This is a genomic window from Devosia sp. (assembly GCF_048261455.1).
Lineage (GTDB): Bacteria > Pseudomonadota > Alphaproteobacteria > Rhizobiales > Devosiaceae > Devosia_A.
The window spans coordinates 1-18627 of sequence record NZ_JBLXGA010000017.1 but is presented as its reverse complement, the minus strand read 5'-3'; the positions used below and the strand labels follow the sequence as shown (position 1 = coordinate 18627).

Genomic DNA, 18627 nt, shown 5'->3' with positions numbered 1-18627 from the left:
CTTTTCCCCTATTGTGCCTTGAGCACGATGGTGTGTTCACCCAGATCCGGGTTGGACACGGTGACGGTGATCGCCCCGCTGCCGCCGGTGGTCACGACCCAGAAGCCGGTCGCGCCGCCGCGTAGCGGCGACTGGTCCGGGCCGACAAGTCTGGCAGGTCCTTCAACAGCGATGGCAACGGAATCGAACAGGAAGGGCAGCTTGTGCCCGGCCTGGTCGAGCGCCCGCACCATGATGCGGGTGCTGTCGCCGGCGTCCGCCTCGAGCGTCTCGCGATCGGCGACGACCTCCAGCTTGCTCATCACCGGGTCGGCGACGAAGCTGACAGTCTTGACGGGCTTGCCATCGACATAGCCGGTCAGCGTCGCGTCGTTCCACTGCATGCCCCAGCGGCCGAGTTCGTCGGCGCTGAAGTGGCGGCGATCGATGATCACCGGGGCGTGCGGCAGGTGCGGATAGGCTTCACGATCGGGGCCGATGCGCTTGGGCGGTGCGTCGCCATAGGCGATTTCGACCTCGTCGCAATTGGTCAGCACGATCAGCGGCAGCACGCCACCGATATTGCGTTCGCCGCGGGCCCAGAAGGTCACCGGCTTGAGGATCGCTTCCTCGTCCGGGTCGCACTGGCTGGCATAGGCATAGGCGGCGAACTTGGGTTCGCGGAACATGTCCATCACGCCATGGTGGCAGATGCGGTCGCCCGAACCGAAATCCTTGTGGGTGTTGTAGTCGAAGGCGCACCAGCCGATGGCGCCGGCGATCTGAGGGTCGCCGTACGCGGCGTTCAGCACCTCGAGATGGCGCGTCACATGCTCGGCCTGTCGCTGCTCCTGATCGTAGGTCTTGGTCGGGTACATGTGCCCGCCAAACTCGGTGATCATATAGGGCACGACATGGTCGAGACCGGTCACTTCCTGCTGCGGGCGCAGCGGGGTGCGCGGCCGGTTGCCGCCCAGCTCCTCATTGCCGAGGATGAAGTCGTTCATCGTATAGACGTCTTCGAGCAGCTCGGATTCGGTGATGTAACGCACGCCACCGGTCGAGCGGGTGGTGTCGAGTTCATGCGCCAGCGCATTGGTGCGCAGGTAGAACTCGTGGTCGTCCTGGCTCTCGTTGATCCGCACGCCCCAGATGACGATCGAGGGGTGGTTCCAGTCGCGGGTGATCATGCGGCGGACGTTTTCGACCGACTCGTCCTTCCAGGCGTCACCACCGATGTGCTGCCAGCCGGGGATCTCCTCGAAGACCAGCAGGCCAATGCGGTCGCAATGGTCGAGGAACCACTTTGACTGCGGATAGTGCGAGGTGCGCACCATGTTGAGGTGCAGCTCGTGCTTGAGGATTTCGGCGTCGCGCTCCTGCGCGGCGCGGCCCAGCGCATAGCCGGCATAGGGGAAGCTCTGGTGGCGGTTGAGGCCGCGCAGCTTCAGCAGTTTGCCGTTGAGCTTGAAGCCCTCCGGGGTGAATTCGGCCGTGCGGAAACCGAAGCTGGTTTCCAGCGCGTCCGAATCCCCCAGGGAGAGGGTGAGCGTATAGAGCCTGGGCGTCTTGAGATCCCACAGCGCCAGGCCTTCGAGCCCGTCGAAGCGCAGCTCCACCGTATCGCCGGCCGGGGCGTCGACGCTGGCGATCTGGCGGCCATTTTCGTCCACGAGCGCCGCGTGCAGCGTGCCGGTCACCTCGGCATTGCCGGAGCTCGCCAGCCAGACCTTGGCGACGACGGTCTTTTTCTCCGCCAGCGCGTCCGGGGTCTCGATCTTCACATTGTCGATGAACACCTTGTCGGTGACGCGCAGCCATACGTCGCGATAGATACCGGCATAGGTCAGATAGTCGATCATCGCGCCGAAGGGCGGGATCTCGGGGTTCTCCGAGCCGTCGATGGTGACGGTGACGACATTCTCGCCCGGCGTCAGGTGGTCCGTCAGCCGCGCGGTAAAGGGCGTATAGCCGTCCTTGTGGGCGACGAGCTCGGTACCGTTCAGCTTCACTTTGGCGTCGGCCATGGCGCCGTCGAACACCAGCGCGACTTCGTTGCCGTCCCAGGACGCATCGGCGGTGAAGCGCTTCTCATAGGTGAAGGCGCGCTGGTAGCGGCGCTCGTCGAAATAGGCGAAGGGCAGTTCGACCGCCGTATGCGGCAGGGTGACGGTCTCGCCGCCCTCGAACACCCAGTTGTCGTTGAAATTCGTCACAGAACGCATCGATAGACCTATTTGACAGCGCCCAGCATGCCTTCGACGAAGCGGCGCTGGAGCAGGAAGAAGATGATGAGAGTGGGCAGGGTGGCGAAGATCGCGCCGACCATCACGACGCCGAAGTCTGGCGTGTAGGCGGAAATCAGGCTCGCAACCGCAAGGGTCAGGGTTTTCATGTCATTGGTCTGCAGCACGATCAGCGGCCACAGGTAGTTGTTCCAGTTGAGCATGAAGACGATGATCGTCGCCGCCGCGTAGGTCGAGCGCATCACCGGCAGGTAGATGAAAAAGAAGATCTGCCATTCCTTCAGCCCGTCGACGCGCGCCGCATCGCGCAGCTCGCGCGGGAAGGCCTTCGTCGCCTGGCGGAAGTAGAAGATGATGAAGATCGAGGCGACGGTGGGCAGGATGATCGCCTGGTAGGTGTTGATCAGCTTGAGGTTGGCCATCATCACGAACAGCGGGATCATCAGCGCCGCGAAGGGGATGGAGAGCATCAGCAGCAGGCCGCCGAACACCCGTTCGCGGAAGCGCGAGCGGAAGATCTCGAAGCCATAGCCGGCCAGCGAGGAGACCAGCAGTGTCAGGATCGTGCCGACACCGGCGATCAGGAACGAGTTGAACAGCACGCGCGGCATGTCGACCGCGGCGAAGAAGTTCGCGAGGTTCTCGAACAGCGCGCCACCCGGCGTCGCCTTGCCCTTGATGATGTCGTTCGAGCTGTTGGTTGCCCCGACGATCATCCAGAAGAAGGGGAAGATCGAGATGAAGGCGGCAATGGACAGCACCAGATAGGTGATGGCCCGCGATACCAGCGCCAGAGGATTGTGCATCAGCGGCGCTCCCGTGCAACGAAGAACTGGAAGAAGCTCAGAATGCCCACCAGGACGACGATCACGTAGCTGACGGTCGCGGCGTAGCCGAAGCTGGGCATGAACTTGAAGCTCAGGTTGTAGATATAGAGCGACAGCGTGAGCGTAGAATCCGACGGTCCGCCCTGGGTCAGCAGGTTCGGTTCGTCGAACAGCTGCAGCGTGCCGATGGTCGAAATCACCGTGGTGAACAGGATCACCGGCTTCAGCATCGGCACGGTCAGATGCCAGAACCGCGCCCAGGCCGGCACGCCGTCGATCCGGGCCGCCTCATAGATCGAGCGATCGATGTTCTGCATCGCGGCCAGATAGAAAATCATGTTGTAGCCGGTCCAGCGCCAGGTGATCGCCGAGATGATCACGACCTTGGCCCAGAACGGGTCCGCCAGCCACGGGATCGGGTCGGCGATGATATTGAGGCCCATCAGCATCTGGTTGATGATGCCGTCCTGCGCATACATGGCGCGGAAGACCACCGAATAGGCGACGAGCGAGGTGACGCAGGGCAAAAAGATCGCCGTGCGGAACAGGCTGCGGCCCCACAGCTTGCTGTCATTAAGGGCATTGGCGAACAGCAGCGCCAGGACCAGCATGATGGGCACCTGGATGGCCAGGAAGATCAGCGTGTTGGAAAGCGCGCGCTGGAAAACCGGGTCCTGCGTCAGCCGGACGATATTGGCGAAGCCGCCAAAATTCAGGTTCATGCCGCGGCCGACCTGCAGGCTCATCCAAAGCGACCACAGGATCGGATAGACCATGAAGATGCCCAAAAGCACCAGCGCCGGCATGATGAACAGCCAGCCATTGATCTGACCGCTACGGTCCAGCCTTCCCTCAGCCACTCGGCAATCCCCGCTTCACGTCACGCAGCATGGTCGCGCCCGGCCCGATGGGCGGCGCGTGGAAATGAAGGGCGGCGCAATGGCCGCCCTTCATTGTTCAGATTACTGGATCTGCTGACGCACCTGGGCGTCGATGTCGGAGATGATCTGGTCGATATCGCCACCATTGGTGAGCGCCGGGATCTGCGCCACGACGGCCGCGTCGGCCTCGTTGGTGAAGATGCCGTAGTTGACCGCGGGAATCTCGCCGAGCCACTTGGTGAAGTTCTGCCACACGGGCTGACCGCCGAAGAAGTCGTCGGAAGCCGAATAGGCCTCGCCGTCACGGGCCGCGGTCAGCGAGCCGAGCGCGCCCTGGTTCACCAGGATCTGCTGGTAGAACTCGACGTCGGAACCCCACACATCAGCCAAAAAGTCGATGGCTTCGTCCTTGTTGTCAGACGAGGACAGAACGTACCAGCTGGAGCCGCCGAGGTTGGACGCATGGGTTGCGCCTTCGACGTCGTCGAGCGCCGGAAGCGGCGCCACGCCCCACATGCCGGACTGGTCCGGGTTGGCCTTGATCGTGCCGACCATCCACACGCCGGTGAAGGTTGAAACCGTGTCACCCGAGGTGAAGCTGCCGGTGTATTCGGTCCAGCCGGCGACGGGCTTGCTGATCCCGGCGGCGAGCAGATCCTGATAGGTTTCCAGCGCGGCGCGGAACACCGGGTTGTCGGAGATCGTGGCGTTGCCGTCGGCATCGAAGTACCACGAGCCGGCCGACTGCAGCATGATGCGCATCCAGCCCGCGTCATTGGGGTCGAGCGGCAGCAGTTCCTTGCCGGTCTTTTCCTTGACGTCCTTGCCGATCTCGATCAGCCGGTCCCAGGTGATGTCCTGCAGGTCGGCTTCGGTATAGCCGGCCTCGCCCAGGATGTCGGAGCGGTAGAAATAGCCGGTGACGCCGGAGTCGAAGGGCAGCGAATAGGTCTGGCCGTTCACGGTGGCCAGTTCGACCTTGTAGTCGGCAAAAGCCGAGTAATCGATCTTGTCGTTCAGCGGCTCGAACGCGCCGGGGAACGACTGCAGGTATTTCTGTGCGCCGTAATCCTCGATCAGAACGATGTCAGGCAGACCCTGGGTCGTGCCGGAAGCCAGCTGCGCCTGCAGCTTCTGCTCCAGATCGGCCTTGGCGAAGTCGACGATTTCCAGTTCGAAGTCCGGATGATCCTTGGCGTAGATCTCACCGGCGAGCTCCATCGTCGCGCCGTTGAAGTTCGGATCCCAGCACCACACCGTGACCGTGCCGGCCATGGCGGTCGAAATCGTGAGCGTGGAGATACCGGCAAGGGCCAGCATTCGCGTTGCGAAGCGAGTCATGAAATTTCCTCCCAATGGGCGAGGCATCCTCTTGCCTCAGACCAAAGTGTTAGCCGGGCCAAATCGCGAGCGCAAGTTTTTCAGTAAATTTTTATCTCGGGCAGCATGGCTGACGTTTCTGGGGCTGGTCCCCATTATTAAGTACCTGTAACAGAATACGTTCTGGCGCCAGCGTCTTCCTCTGCGCGGGCCATTTTTCGGCCCTCTGCAATGCAGCGGTCGAGGTAAATTTCGTGCATGTGAGGCGGCTGATGAGTGGCGACTGGCCTTCGTGATCGATCCAGCAGGCCGTCGATCGGCGCCGGGAAATGCATGCCCGGCGGCATCTGCTGGTCCCTTGGCAGCCTGGTCTCGCAGCGGCGCGATCAGGTCGCCGGTGTGCCGGGCGTCATGGCTGCTGCCGGTTCTGGCCGCCGGGTGCTGCCGCGCCAGATGATCTGGCTCTCGAGCGTGATGCGTTTGCCCAGCTCACGCCCCGACGCCCGTTCCAGCAGCAGTTCGACCGCCGTCTCGCCGATCTCCTCGGCCGGCAGGTGCACGGTGGTCAGCGGCGGGGTGACGAACTGCGCCACCGAGGTGTCGTTGAAGCTCGCCACGGCGATATCGCGTGGAATGGTCAGCCCGGCTTCGTGCAGCGCGCGATAGGCGCCGACAGCCATATTGTCATTGCAGGTGATCAGCGCGTCGGGAGGGTCGCCGGACTGGATCATCCGCCGGGTCAGGTCATAGCCGATGCGCTCGGTGTTGCGCTCGGGCGTCTTTTCGGTGAGGCAGATGCGCGGGTCGAAGGCGCCGCGCCGATTCATCTCCTCGACAAAAGCACTGCAGCGCAGCTCGCCATAAGGGTCCTCGGCATAGTCTTCCATCCAGCCGATGAAGCCGATGCGGCGGTAGTCCTTGGCCCAGAGCGCAGCGACCAGCCGGTGCATGGCGAGCCGCAAATCGCTGCTGACGCTGTCCAGCCCGCCCTCGGGCGGGGCGAAGTCCGCGAACACCAGCAGCCGCGCATATTGCAGCAGCCAGTTGATCTCGTCGGGCGAATGCTGGCCGATGGCGATGACGCCCGAGGCCGATTGCAGCAGCGTCGGGTCCGGCAGCGAGCGCGTGTGGTAAACTTTTACTGTTTCGATCTTCAGCGCCTGGCAGCGCCGCTCGATCCCTAGCCGCAAGCCGACGTAATAGGGGTCGATCAGCTCCTTGTCGGGGCTGAGGAAATGCACCAGCGCCAGCCGCGTCAGACCGAGCTGGTTGGCCCGGTTGCGGTTGCGCGGCGTCGCATAGTTCATCGCCTCGGCGGTTTCGATGATCGCCTGGCGCTTGGCATCGGTGATCGACAGCGAGGTGTCGAAGTTCAGAACACGCGAAACCGTCGCGGTCGAAACCCCGACTGACTGCGCGATCTGTTTCAGCGTAACCATGATGCCCATCCCCCCCGCGAAACCGGTGCGCCGCTCACGCCTTCAATGTCAAGTGCGCGACGATTTCCTCGGCGCAGATCGATCGTTGCGGGGGCAATGTGCGTGGAACTGAACCGTTCTGTGCCAAAGTGACATTGCATTCGAAGCTCAATCTTCCCAACGTCGAGCACTCGACAGAATCTCGGTACGTCAAATTGCGAACCTATAGACCGGAAATCGATGGCCTGCGAGCCATCGCAGTTTTGAGTGTAATTGCCTATCACTTCGAGATGGGTTTGCGTGGCGGCTTCTTTGGCGTCGATGTCTTCTTCGTTATTTCAGGCTATTTGATCACTTCGTTGATCCTCGCCGAACTGGGGCAGCGGCGCTTTTCATTCCTCGGCTTTTACGCCCGTCGCGCGCGACGCATCCTCCCCGCCTTGCTCACCATGCTTGTGGCGACCATGATTGCGGGCTGGTTCCTCCTGCTGCCGAATGAACTGCAGAGCCTGGGCGAGCAGGCAGGGTTGGCATCTGTAGGGCTGTCGAACTTCCTGTTCTACAGCATCGTCGATTACTTCCATCCCGATGCCACGCTGAAGCCGCTGCTGCATACCTGGTCACTCGGCGTCGAGGAGCAGTTCTATCTGCTGTGGCCAGCGCTGGTGGTGGTTACCTGGAAGCTGTCGCGTGGGTCCCGAGCTGCCGTTCTTGCTCTCATCGCGCTGATCGGGGCTGGGAGCTATGCGCTGGCGCTGAGTCAGTCGGTCGCCCACCCGGACGAGGCCTTTTATCTGCTGCACACGCGGGCCTTCGAGCTTGCACTCGGCGGGCTTGGGTGCCTGCTGCCGGTCCTCCGACGGCGCTGGCTGGTCGAACTGGTGCCAGCAGTCGGGTTGGTCGCGATCGCCGTTTCGGTCTTTCTCCTCAATCGCTCGCTGCCGTTGCCGGCGATGTCCCTGCTGCCGTGCCTCGGGGCATTGCTGGTCATCTGGCCGGTAGAGCAGGCAAGCCTCGTAAATCGTGGACTGGCCATGCGGCCGCTCGTCGGTATCGGGCTCATCTCCTATTCTCTTTATCTGTGGCATTACCCGGTCATTGCACTCTTTCTACACTACGCGCAGTGGCAGTCTCCGGATGTTGCGGAAATCGCTCTCTTGCTCGTCGCTACGGTGGGTCTATCGATTTTGAGCTGGCGCTTCGTCGAGCAGCCGTTCCGCAGACGGCCGCTGCATCCATGGCGAATGGCACTCGTAGGTGTCGGGGCAATAGCGATCAGCTTCGGTTTCGGCCTGGCGCTATACACGAACAAGGGTTTCCCGAACCGGTTGCCCGAAGCCGAACGTGCCATCGCGATGGCATCGGTCGCCAAGCCTGCCAAAAGAGCGCGCGACTGCGAGGTTGCGTTGATCGTTGGCACCGGGCGCGACAGAAACTGCCTGCATCTCGCGTCGGACCGTCCCAATGTTCTCTTGGCTGGCGATAGTCACGCGCGGCATTTCGGTCGCGCGTTGGGCGAAATGTTCCCGAATGTGAACTTCGTGGTTGCCGTTCAGGTCAATTGTCGGCCGGTGCTCGCATCGGCGGACATGGACAGGAGCCTGGGACGTGAGACGTGTTTCGAAGCGACGGAGCGACTGTTTGAGGACGTCGTACCGGTGTTCGGATTTGATGCGATCATCCTTTCGGCACGCTGGCATAACGGGAACGCCCACAGGATTGCCGAAACCGTCGACTATCTGCAGCGCTTCACGCCCCGGGTTATCGTCTTTGGACAGACCATCGAATACGCCGTCGACTTGCCGGTTCTGATGGCAGCCGACACGCTGCTGAGGCGGCAGATTCCGATTGAAGAGCTGACACGGTACGATGCCATGCGCGCTGTCGATGACGCGGTTCTCGATCAAGTGGCTGGTCGTGCTGGGGAGTTCTACTCGCCGCTTGATGCCATCTGCCGCGCAGGCGCCTCCAGTTGCCGGACCCTCGCTCCGTCGGGCGCCGTAATGGCAAACGACTATGGTCACCTGACGCTCGACGGCGCCCGATATGTGCTGGAGCAGTTCAAGGCTGCGGGGCTCGCGTTCTGGTCCGACTGACCGCCCTCAGAACTCCTCGACCGTCAGTTCCCGCGCCATGACGATGTTGCCGGCGGTGAGGCCGTTGTCGACGGGGATGACGGCGCCGGTCACGGCGCTGGCGGCATCCGAGGCGAGGAAGGCGATGACGCGGGCGACCTCGTAGGGCTCGACGATGCGGCCGAGCGGATACCAGCGCTCCAGCGTCTTCAGCACATCCGGATCCTTGGCGATGCGATGGTCCCAGATCGGGGTGCGGACCGTGCCGGGCAGCACGATATTGGCGCGGATGCCGTAGCGGCCATATTCCTGAGCCAGCGAGCGGGTCAGCGAAATCATCCCCGCCTTGGCGGCCGAATAGGCGGCATCGCCCAAAGCGCTCAGCCCGTTGACCGAGCCGACGTTGACGATGTTGCCGGCGCGGCGCTCGACCATCTGCGGCAAGACGGCATGGGCGCAAGTGAAGGCCGCGTCGAGATTGGCGGCCATGTCGGCGCGCCAGCTCGCCGGGGTGGTGTTGGCGAGTGTCGGGTTGGTCGAAATGCCGGCATTGTTGATCAGCACGTCAACCTGGCCGAAGCTGGCGATGGCTGTCTCGACCGCCTCGGTTTCGATCAGCTCCACCTGGGCCGGGCGCACGGTGATGCCGTCCTGACCCAGCGTATCGACCAGCTCATGCACCTTTTCGGAGCGATCGAGCGCGGCGATGGTCGCGCCTTCCTCGCCGAAGAAGCGGCAGAGCCACTGGCCGACGCCGCCCGCGGCGCCAGTGATGGCAATGGTCTTTCCTGCAAACTGTCCGCTCATGGTCTTGTCCTAGTGGCTGTGGGTCCGGTCGAGCAGGAAGCCCTCCTCGAAGGGGCGGCGGCTGACTTCCATCTCGCGGCCCGCGAGATAGACCGCCTCGGGCTGCAGCAGCACCGAGCCGTCGCGCTTCGTGCCCACCACGTCCTCGAAGACATAGTTCGACGGGGTTTCTTTGAGCACGGTGATATCGGCCGGGCAGCCGACGCCGAGCTGGCCGAGTTCGGGCTTCTGGATGGCGAGGGCCGGGCGCGAGCTCGACATGCCGATCACCTCGGCGGTCGTCAGCCCGCAGTTCAGCAGCTTGCTCATCGTGTGCAGCAGGTCATAACCCGGGCCGTTGACGGCGATGACGTGCACGTCGGACGAAATCAGGTCGGGTTTGAAGCCGTCCTTGAGGGCCGCCTCGGCGCTCTGATAGCCGAAGGCGCCCATGCCGTGGGCGATATCGAACAGCACGCCGCGTTCGCGCGCCTTCCATACCGCGTCCAGCACCTTGCCGTCCTCGCCGATGGCCGAGTTCGGGTCGGGGCGGTAGCAATGGGTGAGAATATCGCCGGTCCGCAGCTTGTCGACGACATCGGCATAGCTCGGCGGGGCGGTGCCGATATGGGTCATCAGCGGCAGGTCGACCTCATTGGCCGCTTCGAGCGCCAGGTTCAGCGCGCCGAGGCCGAAATCGCCGGTGACGATGCCGCCGATGCGCACCTTGACGCCGATAATCCGGTCGCGATTGGCCTCGATGGTCTGCACGCAGCGGTGCACCGGCAGCATGGATTTCGCCGTCGCCTCGCCGATCGCCACGTCCTTGTCGAACCCGAAGATGCCGGGGAAGGAGATGTTTAGATAGGCGAAGATGCGATAGGGCGAATGCGCCATCACATAGTCGCGGAAGCCGTCGTAATTGCCGGCGCCGGCGCTGCCCGCATCAATCAGCGTCGTGCAGGCGGAGCGCCTAGCGATGAAGCCCGGGTCGACGCTCAGCGAGGTCGCCTTGTGATAAACATGGGTATGGATATCGATCAGGCCGGGCGCGACGACGAGGCCGCTGACGTCGCGGACCGGAGCGCCGTCGGGCGCGATATCGGCCGCAACCGCGGCGATCTTGCCGCCTGATATGGCGACATCGCGGATCCCGTCGATCCCGTTGCGTTCATCGATGACCCGGCCGCCCTTGAGCACGAGGTCGAAGGCGGGGGCAGTGGTGGGTTTTGGCATCCGGAGCTCCGGAGAGGAAAGGGTGGGCGGGTCGCTTGACCCGCCGCAGGCATAGCGAAGGGCGTGGCCTCAGGCCAGTTCCACGACGCGCTTTTCTTCGATGCTCTGCTCGGCGGCAAGCACAATCCTGAGGCTGTTGACCGCCGCTTCCATAGACTCGGTCAGGTCGAGGTCCTCGGTGATGGCGCGCAGGAACAGCGCCTGCTCGCGGTCGCACAGCTCCTGATGACCCGGCTCGTCCTCGGTGCGGACGAACTCGTCCTTGTGCACGAAATTCTTGTCCGGCCCCACTTCGGCGTGATGCACCTGGATCAGGTCGGTCTTGGTGTGCCTGTCGATATCGGCCGAATCCGAGACGTCCTCGAGCTGGTCCTTGTCATCGGAATGTCCGGGGACGATCGACACGGCGCCCTTGGGGCCCACGACGTCCTTCACGAAAAACGCGGTCTCGCTCATCATCGGGCCCCAGCCGGCCTCGTACCAGCCGACGGAACCATCATCGAAGGTGACGTGCAGGTGGCCGTAATTGGCCTGGGCCGCCTCCTGCCACAGGGCCGCGCCGATGCCGTGCACGCGCACCGGCTTGGCGCCGGTCAGCTGGCACATGACGTCGACATAGTGCACGCCGCAATCGACGATGGGGATCAGGCTGTCGATCAGGTTCTTGTGCCAGGTCCAGGCCGGTCCGTTCGACTGCTGGTTGAGGTTGAGCCGCATCACCAACGGCTTGCCCATGGTCTTGCCGAGCTCAATGAACTTGATCCAGCTCGGGTGGACCCTCAGGATATAGCCGAGCACCAGCTTGCGGTTCAGGCGCTTGGCGGTCTCGACCACCTTTTCGGCGTCCTCGATCGTCGTCGCGATCGGCTTTTCCATGAACACATGGGCGCCGGCTTCCATCGCCTTGATGGCATATTCGGCGTGGGAATTCGGCCAGGAGTTGATCGAGACGGCGTCCGGCTTGGTTTCAGCCAATGCCGCGTCGAAATCCTCGAACAGCGGATAGCCCTTGAGCTCGTCCGGGATGGTCTTGGACTTGATCGAACGGCTCATCAGCCCGACGATCTCGAAACCCTCATTGCGGTGGTAAGAGCTGGCATGGGACACGCCCATATTGCCCAGGCCCACCACCAGTACGCGCACTTTATCCGCCATTTTTCCCCTCGCTCCGTCTCATGTTCTTGCTGTCGGGTGCGGACGGCACGCGCGGTGCCGCCCGTCCCAGGTGTGGTGCGACCTTAGCGGTCGGCCGGGATCGCCTGGTCGTACAGATGTGCCTGCACGTCGTCGATGTCGATCGCGGCGAAATCCTCGCTCAGCGTATAGGCGGCCGCATCGGCGGCGACCTTGTCGTGGTCGAAGTCGTTGGCCGCTGCGATACAGGCGTTGGAACAGGCCTCCTCGGCATTCACCGGCGAGCTGATCTGGCCCAGCTCGTAGATCTGGTCGAAGAAGGTCTGCCAGGCCGCCATGTCGTGCCAGCCCCAGCCCTCGCGCTTCGACATGTCACCGCGGAACACGGCAATCTGCTGCAGGATCGAGGTGGTGCCCAGCTCCGGCCCGATATTGCTGGCCAGCGTCGGGAACTCTTCGAACACCGCTTCCACCGCAGCGCGCGGGTTGTGATAGCCGAATTCCAGCCCCATGGCCCAGCCACGCAGGTACTTGTCGAGGAAGGCCTTCTTGTCCGGATCCTCGAGGTCTTCGGCGCGCACCACGAAGGTGTTGGCGAACAGCGGCGATTTCTGCACGCCGAGCCAGTATTCGAAGTCGAGCCCCGAGCCGATCCATTCGGCGCGCAGGCCCTCCCAGCTCAGCGCCGCGTCGCCCTGACCGGCCTGCAGTGCGGTCGACCAGGTCGGCCAGCCCGCTTCGACATATTTGACCTTGGAGACATCGACGCCCTGCACGGCCAGCATCGGGTCGACGATCGACTGCCAGGCGGCCGAGCCGAGCAGCATGGTCTTGCCTTCGAGCGACTTGAGATCGTTCGAGCCCTCGCCCTTCCTGAACGCGATCGAGAAGGTGTCGAGCGCGCCCATGTGGAAGGCCGAGCGCAGCTTCATGCCGTTTTCGAGCGCGAAGGAGAAAACGCCGGGCGACGGGAAGCCCATGTCGGCCTGGCCGACGTCGACGAACTTCACCGTGGCGGTGCCGTCTGACGGTCCGGGCTGCATTTCAGTCTCGACGCCGAGATCGTCGAAATAGCCCAGCTTCTTGCCGATCCAGTAGGGATAGTCGTCGAGCACTTCGAGCGTGCCGCGCGGCGAGATCCAGGTGAACTTGTCATAGGGTTCGGCCTGGGCCCGGCCGGTGCCGAGTGCCGTGGCGGTGACGACGCCGGCGGCGGAAACCTGCAGGAACGTACGGCGGCTCATACCGCCAGACAGTGGTCGCTTGTGCATGTGGTACCCTCTTTGTCTTGGTCGTTTCCTAGGCGCGTCCGGCACCCCACGCGCCGGACGATACTCAGGCTTCCCAGCTCGCGAACTTCTTTCCCAACAGGAAAAACAGCACGTAGATCAGGATGCCGAGGATGGACAGGATCAGCACCACAGCGAAAAACTGCGGCATCTGAATCATGGATGAGTAGGAGGTGAGCCGGTTGCCGAGGCCAAAGCCGCCGCCGACCATTTCGGCGCCAACGGCAGTCAGCAGGCCGAAGATCGAGCCGACCATCAGACCGACGAAGATCATCGGCAGCGCCATGGGCGCCCGCACCTTCCAGAAGATCTGCAATGTCGAGGCGCCGTAGGAGCGGGCGAGCGCGATCTTGCCCTTGTCGACGCGGCGGAAGCCGGTCGCGGCATTGATCATCACCATCGGGCCCGAGGCGAGCGCCACGGCGATGATGCGTGGTTCATAGCCGAAGCCGAAACGCAGGATCAGCAGCGGCACCAGCGCCAGCATGGGCGTCGTCACCAGCAGCAGGATATAGGGCGTCACGATCTTTTCGACGAAGGGGAACTGAGTGATGACCGCGGCGAGCACCAGCCCGACCGAGGCGCCGATGGCAAAGCCGCCGAGCAGTTCGACCAGCGTATGACCCAGGTGCGGCGCGATCAGCGGAAATTCGGTGACCAGCGCCAGAAAAATCTCCGAGGGGCGCGGCAGCACATATTGCGGCACCTCAAAATAGAGCAGCGTCAGCTCGGTGCCGCCGATGATGATGACTGCGACCAGCAGGATGGCCAGTGCTTCGCCGAGGCTGCGAATGCCCGGTCCGGCGGCCAGCGCCGACATGCCGCCCGACAGGCCGACGTCCCCTGAACCCGAAGACTGCTTGAACTGGGGGATGGCGTCGGTATCGCTCACGGTGTCACCTCACTGCGCGGGCTGGGGGACAGGGTCGGCGTAGCGGCTCTGCTGCTTGCCGACGATCTCGGCCTTGATGGCATTGGTCAGGTCGAACACTTCGCGGGTCGACATGATCTCGAGCGAGCGCGGCCGCGGGAACGGCACGTCGTGAATGGCGGCGACCCGACCCGGACGCGGCGTCATCACCACGATGCGGTCGCTGAGAAAAATCGCTTCCTCGATCGAATGGGTGATCAGAACGATGGTCGTCGGGCTATCGAGCCAGATCTCCTCGACCATGCGGTTCATCTCTTCACGCGTGAAAGCATCGAGCGCGCCGAAGGGCTCGTCCATCAGCAGCACCGAGGGTTTGAAGCTCAGGGCCCGCACCAGGGCAGCGCGCTGCTGCATGCCGCCCGACAGTTCGCGCGGAAACTTGCCGCCAAAGCCTTCCAGCCCGACCCGGTTCAGCAGTTCGTCGATCCAGATGCGGTCGGGCTTGGTGCCCTTGATCTCGAAGGGGAAGTGAATATTGGCCTCGAGATTGCGCCAGGGCAGCAGGTTGGCGTCCTGAAACACCATGCCGATCTCGGGGTTCGGGCCGGTAATTTCTTTGCCGTCCAGCAGCACGTCGCCGGCGGTCAGCCCGTGCAGGCCCGACATCGACCACAGCAGCGTGGTCTTGCCGCAGCCGGAAGGTCCGACGATCGAGACGATTTCGCCGGGTCTGACGTCGAGGCTGCAATGGTCGAGCGCCAGCACGTCGCCGGAGCGCGTGGGATAGGCCTTGGTGGCGTTTCTGACCCGCAGTTTGGGTTCCGCCGCGGCGCTCATCGTCTCATCGCCCCCTGTGACTTGAGCCAAGTTTTGGGGAGGATGCTTTCGCAGTTTTGCCCCCCGACAGCTCAGTCTGTAACTAACTTACTTTTGCTGTCAAGCGACTGAAACAGATGTCGGCTCTCTCTCGATTTCTGCCCAATTACAAGGCATTTTGGCGCTTGCAGAGTTTGTAAGTTTCCTACACTATCCGTCTGAACCGTAGCTGTTGTGGCGGGTTTTCCAGTGCCAACGCGTGGCGGAGCAGTGCAATCGCGATCCTGAGTGCTATAGGCGAGATGACGGCCACAGCAGAAAGGCGCCCCATGCGCACGCCGACACCCGCGAAGACTGACGGCTATGACAAGCCGATCCCCGATATCCTGTCGATCATCAAGGATTCCTACGCCGAGTTGCGCCCGGCCGAGCGGCGCGTCGCCGATGTGGTGCTGGCCGATGTCGGCTTCGCCGTTGATGCCTCCAATGCCGAAATCGCCCGGCGCGCCGATGCCAGCGAGCCGACCGTCACGCGGTTCTGCCGCGCCATCGGCTGCGACGGGGTGCGCGACTTCAAGCTCAAGCTGGCGCAAAGCGTCGTCGTCGGGCGGCTTTATCTCGCCTCCGATGGCCCGGCGCCCTCCAGCGAGGACGGATCGCCGCTGTGGAGTGTCGTGTTCGGCGAGGCGCGCAATGCGCTGGCCGCTGCCGAACGCAGCGTCGATCCGGCGGAAATCCTCAGGGGCGCCGAACTCGTCGCCAAGGCGCATCAGGTGCTCATCTTCGGGCTCGGTGGCTCGTCCACCTCACTGGCGCAGGAAACGCAGAACCGGCTGTTCCGCTATGGTGTCGTCGCGCATGCCCATGCCGATCCCTATATGCTCAGGATGATGGCGGCGACGCTCAAGCCCAACGATCTCGTCATCGCCATTTCCGGCACCGGGCGCACCCGTGAAATCATCGAAGCCGTCGAACTGGCGCGGCACTATCGTGCCGGCGCGATCGGCATCACCGCGCCGGGCTCCGAACTTGCCGAACTCTGCGACGTCAAGCTGACGGTCGAGGTGCCCGAGTATCCCGATACGCTGAAGCCCACGGCCTCGCGCTACGCTTTCCTCGCCATCATCGACCTGCTGTCTACGGCGGTCGGCTACCAGCTCGATCCGGCCGCGCGCGAAACGCTGCGACGGATCAAATATACGGTGCTGACCCATCGCAAGGGCAAGGTGCTGGAGCCTTTGGGCGACTGAGTTTCGCCCGGCACCTCCCGCCGGGCGCGCATTTTGGGGACTGACCATGGACGACACCGCGTCTGCCGCGGAGGCGCGCCGCTGGCTTGCCGATTTTTCCACCGCCCTTGCAGCCGGTGACATTGCCGCCGTGCTCGATGGTTTCGCAGCCGATTGCTATTGGCGCGACTTCGTCAGTTTCACCTGGAACATCAAGACGCTCGAGGGCAAGGCGGCGATCGGCGACATGCTGGAGGCGCAGTTGGGCGCCACCGCGCCGTCCGGCTGGCAGGTGACGCGCGCCAAGAGCACGCCCGAGGGTATCGAGGCCTGGTTCAGCTTCACCACGGCCGTCGGCAGCGGCACCGGCATCTTCCGGCTTGAGGGCGGGCTCTGCCGCACCATCCTCACCACGCTGCAATCGCTGGCCGGGCACGAGGAGCCGACCGGCTTCGAGCGGCCACTCGGTGTCCGGCACGGCGCCCGCCGCGACCGCGAAACCTGGACCGAGCAGCGGGCCCGCGAAACCGCTGCGCTCGGGGTCACCGAGCAGCCTTATTGCGTGATCATCGGTGGCGGGCAGGGCGGCATCATGCTCGGTGCCCGGCTGAAAATGCTCGGCGTGCCGACGATCATCGTCGAAAAGAATCCGCGGGCCGGCGACTCCTGGCGCAACCGCTACCGCTCGCTCGTCCTGCATGACCCGGTCTGGTACGACCATCTGCCCTATCTTCCCTTCCCCGAGAACTGGCCGGTGTTCACACCCAAGGACAAGATGGGCGACTGGCTCGAGTCCTATGTGAGCCTGATGGAGCTCGACTACTGGGGCGCGACCGAGGCGCAGTCCGCCAGCTTCGATGCCGAAACCGGACACTGGACGCTTGAGCTGATCCGCGACGGCGAAGCCATCACCCTCAATCCAACGCAACTGGTTTTTGCCACCGGTGCCTATGGGCCGCCGCGCACGCTCGATCTGCCGGGGGCCGACAGCTTTACCGGCGAGATGCTGCATTCTTCGGCCTATTTCGATGGCCGCAAATATGCCGGCAAGAAGGTCGCCGTCATCGGCGCCGCAAGTTCCGCCCACGATGTGTCGGTGGACCTCTGGGAAGCCGGGGCCGAAGTCACCATGGTGCAGCGCTCGCCGATCACCGTGGTCAAGTCCGACACGCTGATGGCGCTCGCCTTCGACACCTATTCGGAGCAGGCGGTGGCCGACGGCATCGACGTCGACACCGCCGACATGCTGGCGATGGCGACGCCCTTTGCACTGCAGCCAGTCGCCGCCAAGGCGCTCTACGACAAGATCCGCGAGCGCGACGCCGATTTTTACGACAAGCTCGCCGCGACCGGTTTCCTGCTCGATTTTGGGCCCGACGACACCGGGCTGTTGATGAAGGCCTATCGCACCGGTTCCGGCTATTATGTCGATGTCGGCGGCTCGCAGCTGATCATCGACGGCGAGATCAAGGTGAAGTCCGGCGTCGAGATCGACCGGCTCACGCCATCCGGCATCGCCTTCGCCGACGGCCGCACACTCGAGGCCGATGTCATCATCCAGTCGACTGGCTTCCACTCGCTGCACGAGGTGATCGCAAACCTGGTCTCCCGCGAGGTCGGCGACCGGATCGGCACCTGCTGGGGCCTCGGCTCGGGCACGCGCAACGACCCCGGCCCGTGGCATGGCGAGCTGCGCAACATGTACAAGCCCGTCGCCCATCCGAACCTGTTCATCCACGGCGGCAATCTCGCCCTGTCGCGCTTCTTCTCGAAATTCGTCGCGCTGCAGATCAAGGCCCGGATGGAGAACATCCCCACCCCCGTCTACGGTGCCCCGTCGACGGACTAATGCAGATTTTGTTCGACGGCCCTCATGGTGAGCCTGTCGAACCGCGAGGGTGTGTCCCGATGCGCCCGCCCCATCCTTCGACAAGCTCAGGATGAGGCGCCTCGCCAACGGCACTGTCCCAGCAGCAGCCCTCATGGTGAGCTTGTCGAACCACGAGGGCGTGCCCCCCACGATCCAGCAACGGCTGTTCAGCTTGCCCCGTGACCGCTGCAACACGCCCAAAACGCCCGTCAGCTTCCGTTCATCCGCATGTCTTTCGCCGGGCGAAATCGCAGCAGTCTTGCCTTATTCGCCCTGCCGCCTAGTCTGCCTGCGGGGGATTTTGCCATGAAAGCCGTTCACTGCACCCGCTATGGCGGGCCGGAAGTGCTTGAACTCAAAGAGGTTCCGGTTCCAGTGCCGAAACCCAACCAGGTGCTTATCCGCGTCCACGCGGCGAGCGTTACACTGGGTGACTGTGAGCTCAGAAAATTCCAGGTCGTGAGTTGGGCCTGGGTGCCGGTGCGGCTCGCGTTGGGGGTAACCCGTCCGCGCCAGCCGGTGCTGGGCATGGAGGTGGCAGGCGAAGTGGTGGCGGTCGGAGAAAAGGTGACGCGGTTTCAGGTCGGCGAACGGGTTTCCGGGTCGTCGGCTTTCGCCATGGGCGCCTATCAGGAGTTCGTCGCGCTGTC

At 63.5% G+C, this 18627-nt stretch carries 15 protein-coding genes; 4 read left to right on the top strand and 11 right to left on the bottom strand.

The window, feature by feature from the left end; translation table 11 throughout:
• Positions 1-8 precede the first annotated feature (8 nt).
• From ACN0TK_RS15640 to ACN0TK_RS15620, 5 genes are all read right to left on the bottom strand, one after another.
• Complete coding sequence (locus tag ACN0TK_RS15640; protein ID WP_417310460.1) at positions 9-2204, bottom strand: glycoside hydrolase family 2 protein; 2196 nt, start codon at positions 2202-2204, stop codon at positions 9-11.
• An 8-nt stretch (positions 2205-2212) separates the two neighbouring features.
• On the bottom strand, positions 2213-3031 hold the full coding sequence (locus ACN0TK_RS15635; protein ID WP_417310459.1) for a carbohydrate ABC transporter permease: 819 nt from the start codon (positions 3029-3031) through the stop codon (positions 2213-2215).
• The gene (locus tag ACN0TK_RS15630) at positions 3031-3858 is read right to left on the bottom strand and encodes a carbohydrate ABC transporter permease (RefSeq protein ID WP_417310502.1); all 828 of its coding nucleotides are present in this window, start codon (positions 3856-3858) and stop codon (positions 3031-3033) included. The genes ACN0TK_RS15635 and ACN0TK_RS15630 overlap by 1 nt, the downstream gene beginning before the upstream one ends.
• Positions 3859-4014: 156 nt before the next feature.
• Entirely contained in the window at positions 4015-5274 is a 1260-nt protein-coding gene (locus tag ACN0TK_RS15625; protein ID WP_417310458.1) for an ABC transporter substrate-binding protein, read from the bottom strand.
• A 365-nt stretch (positions 5275-5639) separates the two neighbouring features.
• Positions 5640-6692 carry a LacI family DNA-binding transcriptional regulator gene (locus tag ACN0TK_RS15620; RefSeq protein WP_417310457.1) on the bottom strand — a complete coding sequence of 351 codons (1053 nt, stop codon included), beginning with the start codon at positions 6690-6692 and terminating at the stop codon, positions 5640-5642.
• 98 nt (positions 6693-6790) lie between these two features.
• Here ACN0TK_RS15620 and ACN0TK_RS15615 point away from each other — a divergent pair, with 98 nt between their 5' ends.
• The gene (locus ACN0TK_RS15615) at positions 6791-8767 is read left to right on the top strand and encodes an acyltransferase family protein (protein WP_417310456.1); all 1977 of its coding nucleotides are present in this window, start codon (positions 6791-6793) and stop codon (positions 8765-8767) included.
• A 6-nt stretch (positions 8768-8773) separates the two neighbouring features.
• On the opposite strand, the gene ACN0TK_RS15610 is transcribed toward ACN0TK_RS15615, so the two are convergent.
• The 6 genes from ACN0TK_RS15610 to ACN0TK_RS15585 all read right to left on the bottom strand — a co-directional run bounded on the left by ACN0TK_RS15610 (position 8774) and on the right by ACN0TK_RS15585 (position 14899).
• A complete protein-coding gene (locus tag ACN0TK_RS15610; RefSeq protein ID WP_417310455.1) occupies positions 8774-9553 on the bottom strand; it encodes an SDR family oxidoreductase in 780 nt (259 codons plus the stop codon).
• Between the two features lie 9 nt (positions 9554-9562).
• A complete protein-coding gene (locus tag ACN0TK_RS15605; RefSeq protein ID WP_417310454.1) occupies positions 9563-10768 on the bottom strand; it encodes an amidohydrolase/deacetylase family metallohydrolase in 1206 nt (401 codons plus the stop codon).
• A 69-nt stretch (positions 10769-10837) separates the two neighbouring features.
• A complete protein-coding gene (locus ACN0TK_RS15600) occupies positions 10838-11923 on the bottom strand; it encodes a Gfo/Idh/MocA family protein (RefSeq protein WP_417310453.1) in 1086 nt (361 codons plus the stop codon).
• An 83-nt stretch (positions 11924-12006) separates the two neighbouring features.
• Complete coding sequence (locus tag ACN0TK_RS15595; protein WP_417310452.1) at positions 12007-13173, bottom strand: ABC transporter substrate-binding protein; 1167 nt, start codon at positions 13171-13173, stop codon at positions 12007-12009.
• A gap of 64 nt (positions 13174-13237) precedes the next feature.
• On the bottom strand, positions 13238-14083 hold the full coding sequence (locus ACN0TK_RS15590) for an ABC transporter permease (protein ID WP_417310451.1): 846 nt from the start codon (positions 14081-14083) through the stop codon (positions 13238-13240).
• Positions 14084-14092: 9 nt separating this feature from the next.
• Entirely contained in the window at positions 14093-14899 is an 807-nt protein-coding gene (locus ACN0TK_RS15585; protein WP_417310450.1) for an ABC transporter ATP-binding protein, read from the bottom strand.
• 308 nt (positions 14900-15207) lie between these two features.
• Here ACN0TK_RS15585 and ACN0TK_RS15580 point away from each other — a divergent pair, with 308 nt between their 5' ends.
• From ACN0TK_RS15580 to ACN0TK_RS15570, 3 genes are all read left to right on the top strand, one after another.
• Positions 15208-16128 (top strand): MurR/RpiR family transcriptional regulator, encoded by a 921-nt coding sequence (locus tag ACN0TK_RS15580; protein WP_417310449.1) that lies wholly within the window; start codon positions 15208-15210, stop codon positions 16126-16128.
• 46 nt (positions 16129-16174) lie between these two features.
• On the top strand, positions 16175-17956 hold the full coding sequence (locus ACN0TK_RS15575) for an NAD(P)-binding domain-containing protein (RefSeq protein ID WP_417310448.1): 1782 nt from the start codon (positions 16175-16177) through the stop codon (positions 17954-17956).
• A 327-nt stretch (positions 17957-18283) separates the two neighbouring features.
• Positions 18284-18627 (top strand): alcohol dehydrogenase catalytic domain-containing protein (locus ACN0TK_RS15570; RefSeq protein WP_417310447.1); only part of this gene is annotated, 344 nt, incomplete at its 3' end.

Bases quoted from the DNA above. Each gene is read 5' to 3' on its own strand.
- ACN0TK_RS15640 (WP_417310460.1), bottom strand. From the start codon at position 2,204: ATGCGTTCTGTGACGAATTTCAACGACAACTGGGTGTTCGAGGGCGGC.
- ACN0TK_RS15635 (WP_417310459.1), bottom strand. From the start codon at position 3,031: ATGCACAATCCTCTGGCGCTGGTATCGCGGGCCATCACCTATCTGGTG.
- ACN0TK_RS15630 (WP_417310502.1), bottom strand. From the start codon at position 3,858: ATGCCGGCGCTGGTGCTTTTGGGCATCTTCATGGTCTATCCGATCCTG.
- ACN0TK_RS15625 (WP_417310458.1), bottom strand. From the start codon at position 5,274: ATGACTCGCTTCGCAACGCGAATGCTGGCCCTTGCCGGTATCTCCACG.
- ACN0TK_RS15620 (WP_417310457.1), bottom strand. From the start codon at position 6,692: ATGGTTACGCTGAAACAGATCGCGCAGTCAGTCGGGGTTTCGACCGCG.
- ACN0TK_RS15610 (WP_417310455.1), bottom strand. From the start codon at position 9,553: ATGAGCGGACAGTTTGCAGGAAAGACCATTGCCATCACTGGCGCCGCG.
- ACN0TK_RS15605 (WP_417310454.1), bottom strand. From the start codon at position 10,768: ATGCCAAAACCCACCACTGCCCCCGCCTTCGACCTCGTGCTCAAGGGC.
- ACN0TK_RS15600 (WP_417310453.1), bottom strand. From the start codon at position 11,923: ATGGCGGATAAAGTGCGCGTACTGGTGGTGGGCCTGGGCAATATGGGC.
- ACN0TK_RS15595 (WP_417310452.1), bottom strand. From the start codon at position 13,173: ATGCACAAGCGACCACTGTCTGGCGGTATGAGCCGCCGTACGTTCCTG.
- ACN0TK_RS15585 (WP_417310450.1), bottom strand. From the start codon at position 14,899: ATGAGCGCCGCGGCGGAACCCAAACTGCGGGTCAGAAACGCCACCAAG.
- ACN0TK_RS15580 (WP_417310449.1), top strand. From the start codon at position 15,208: ATGCGCACGCCGACACCCGCGAAGACTGACGGCTATGACAAGCCGATC.
- ACN0TK_RS15575 (WP_417310448.1), top strand. From the start codon at position 16,175: ATGGACGACACCGCGTCTGCCGCGGAGGCGCGCCGCTGGCTTGCCGAT.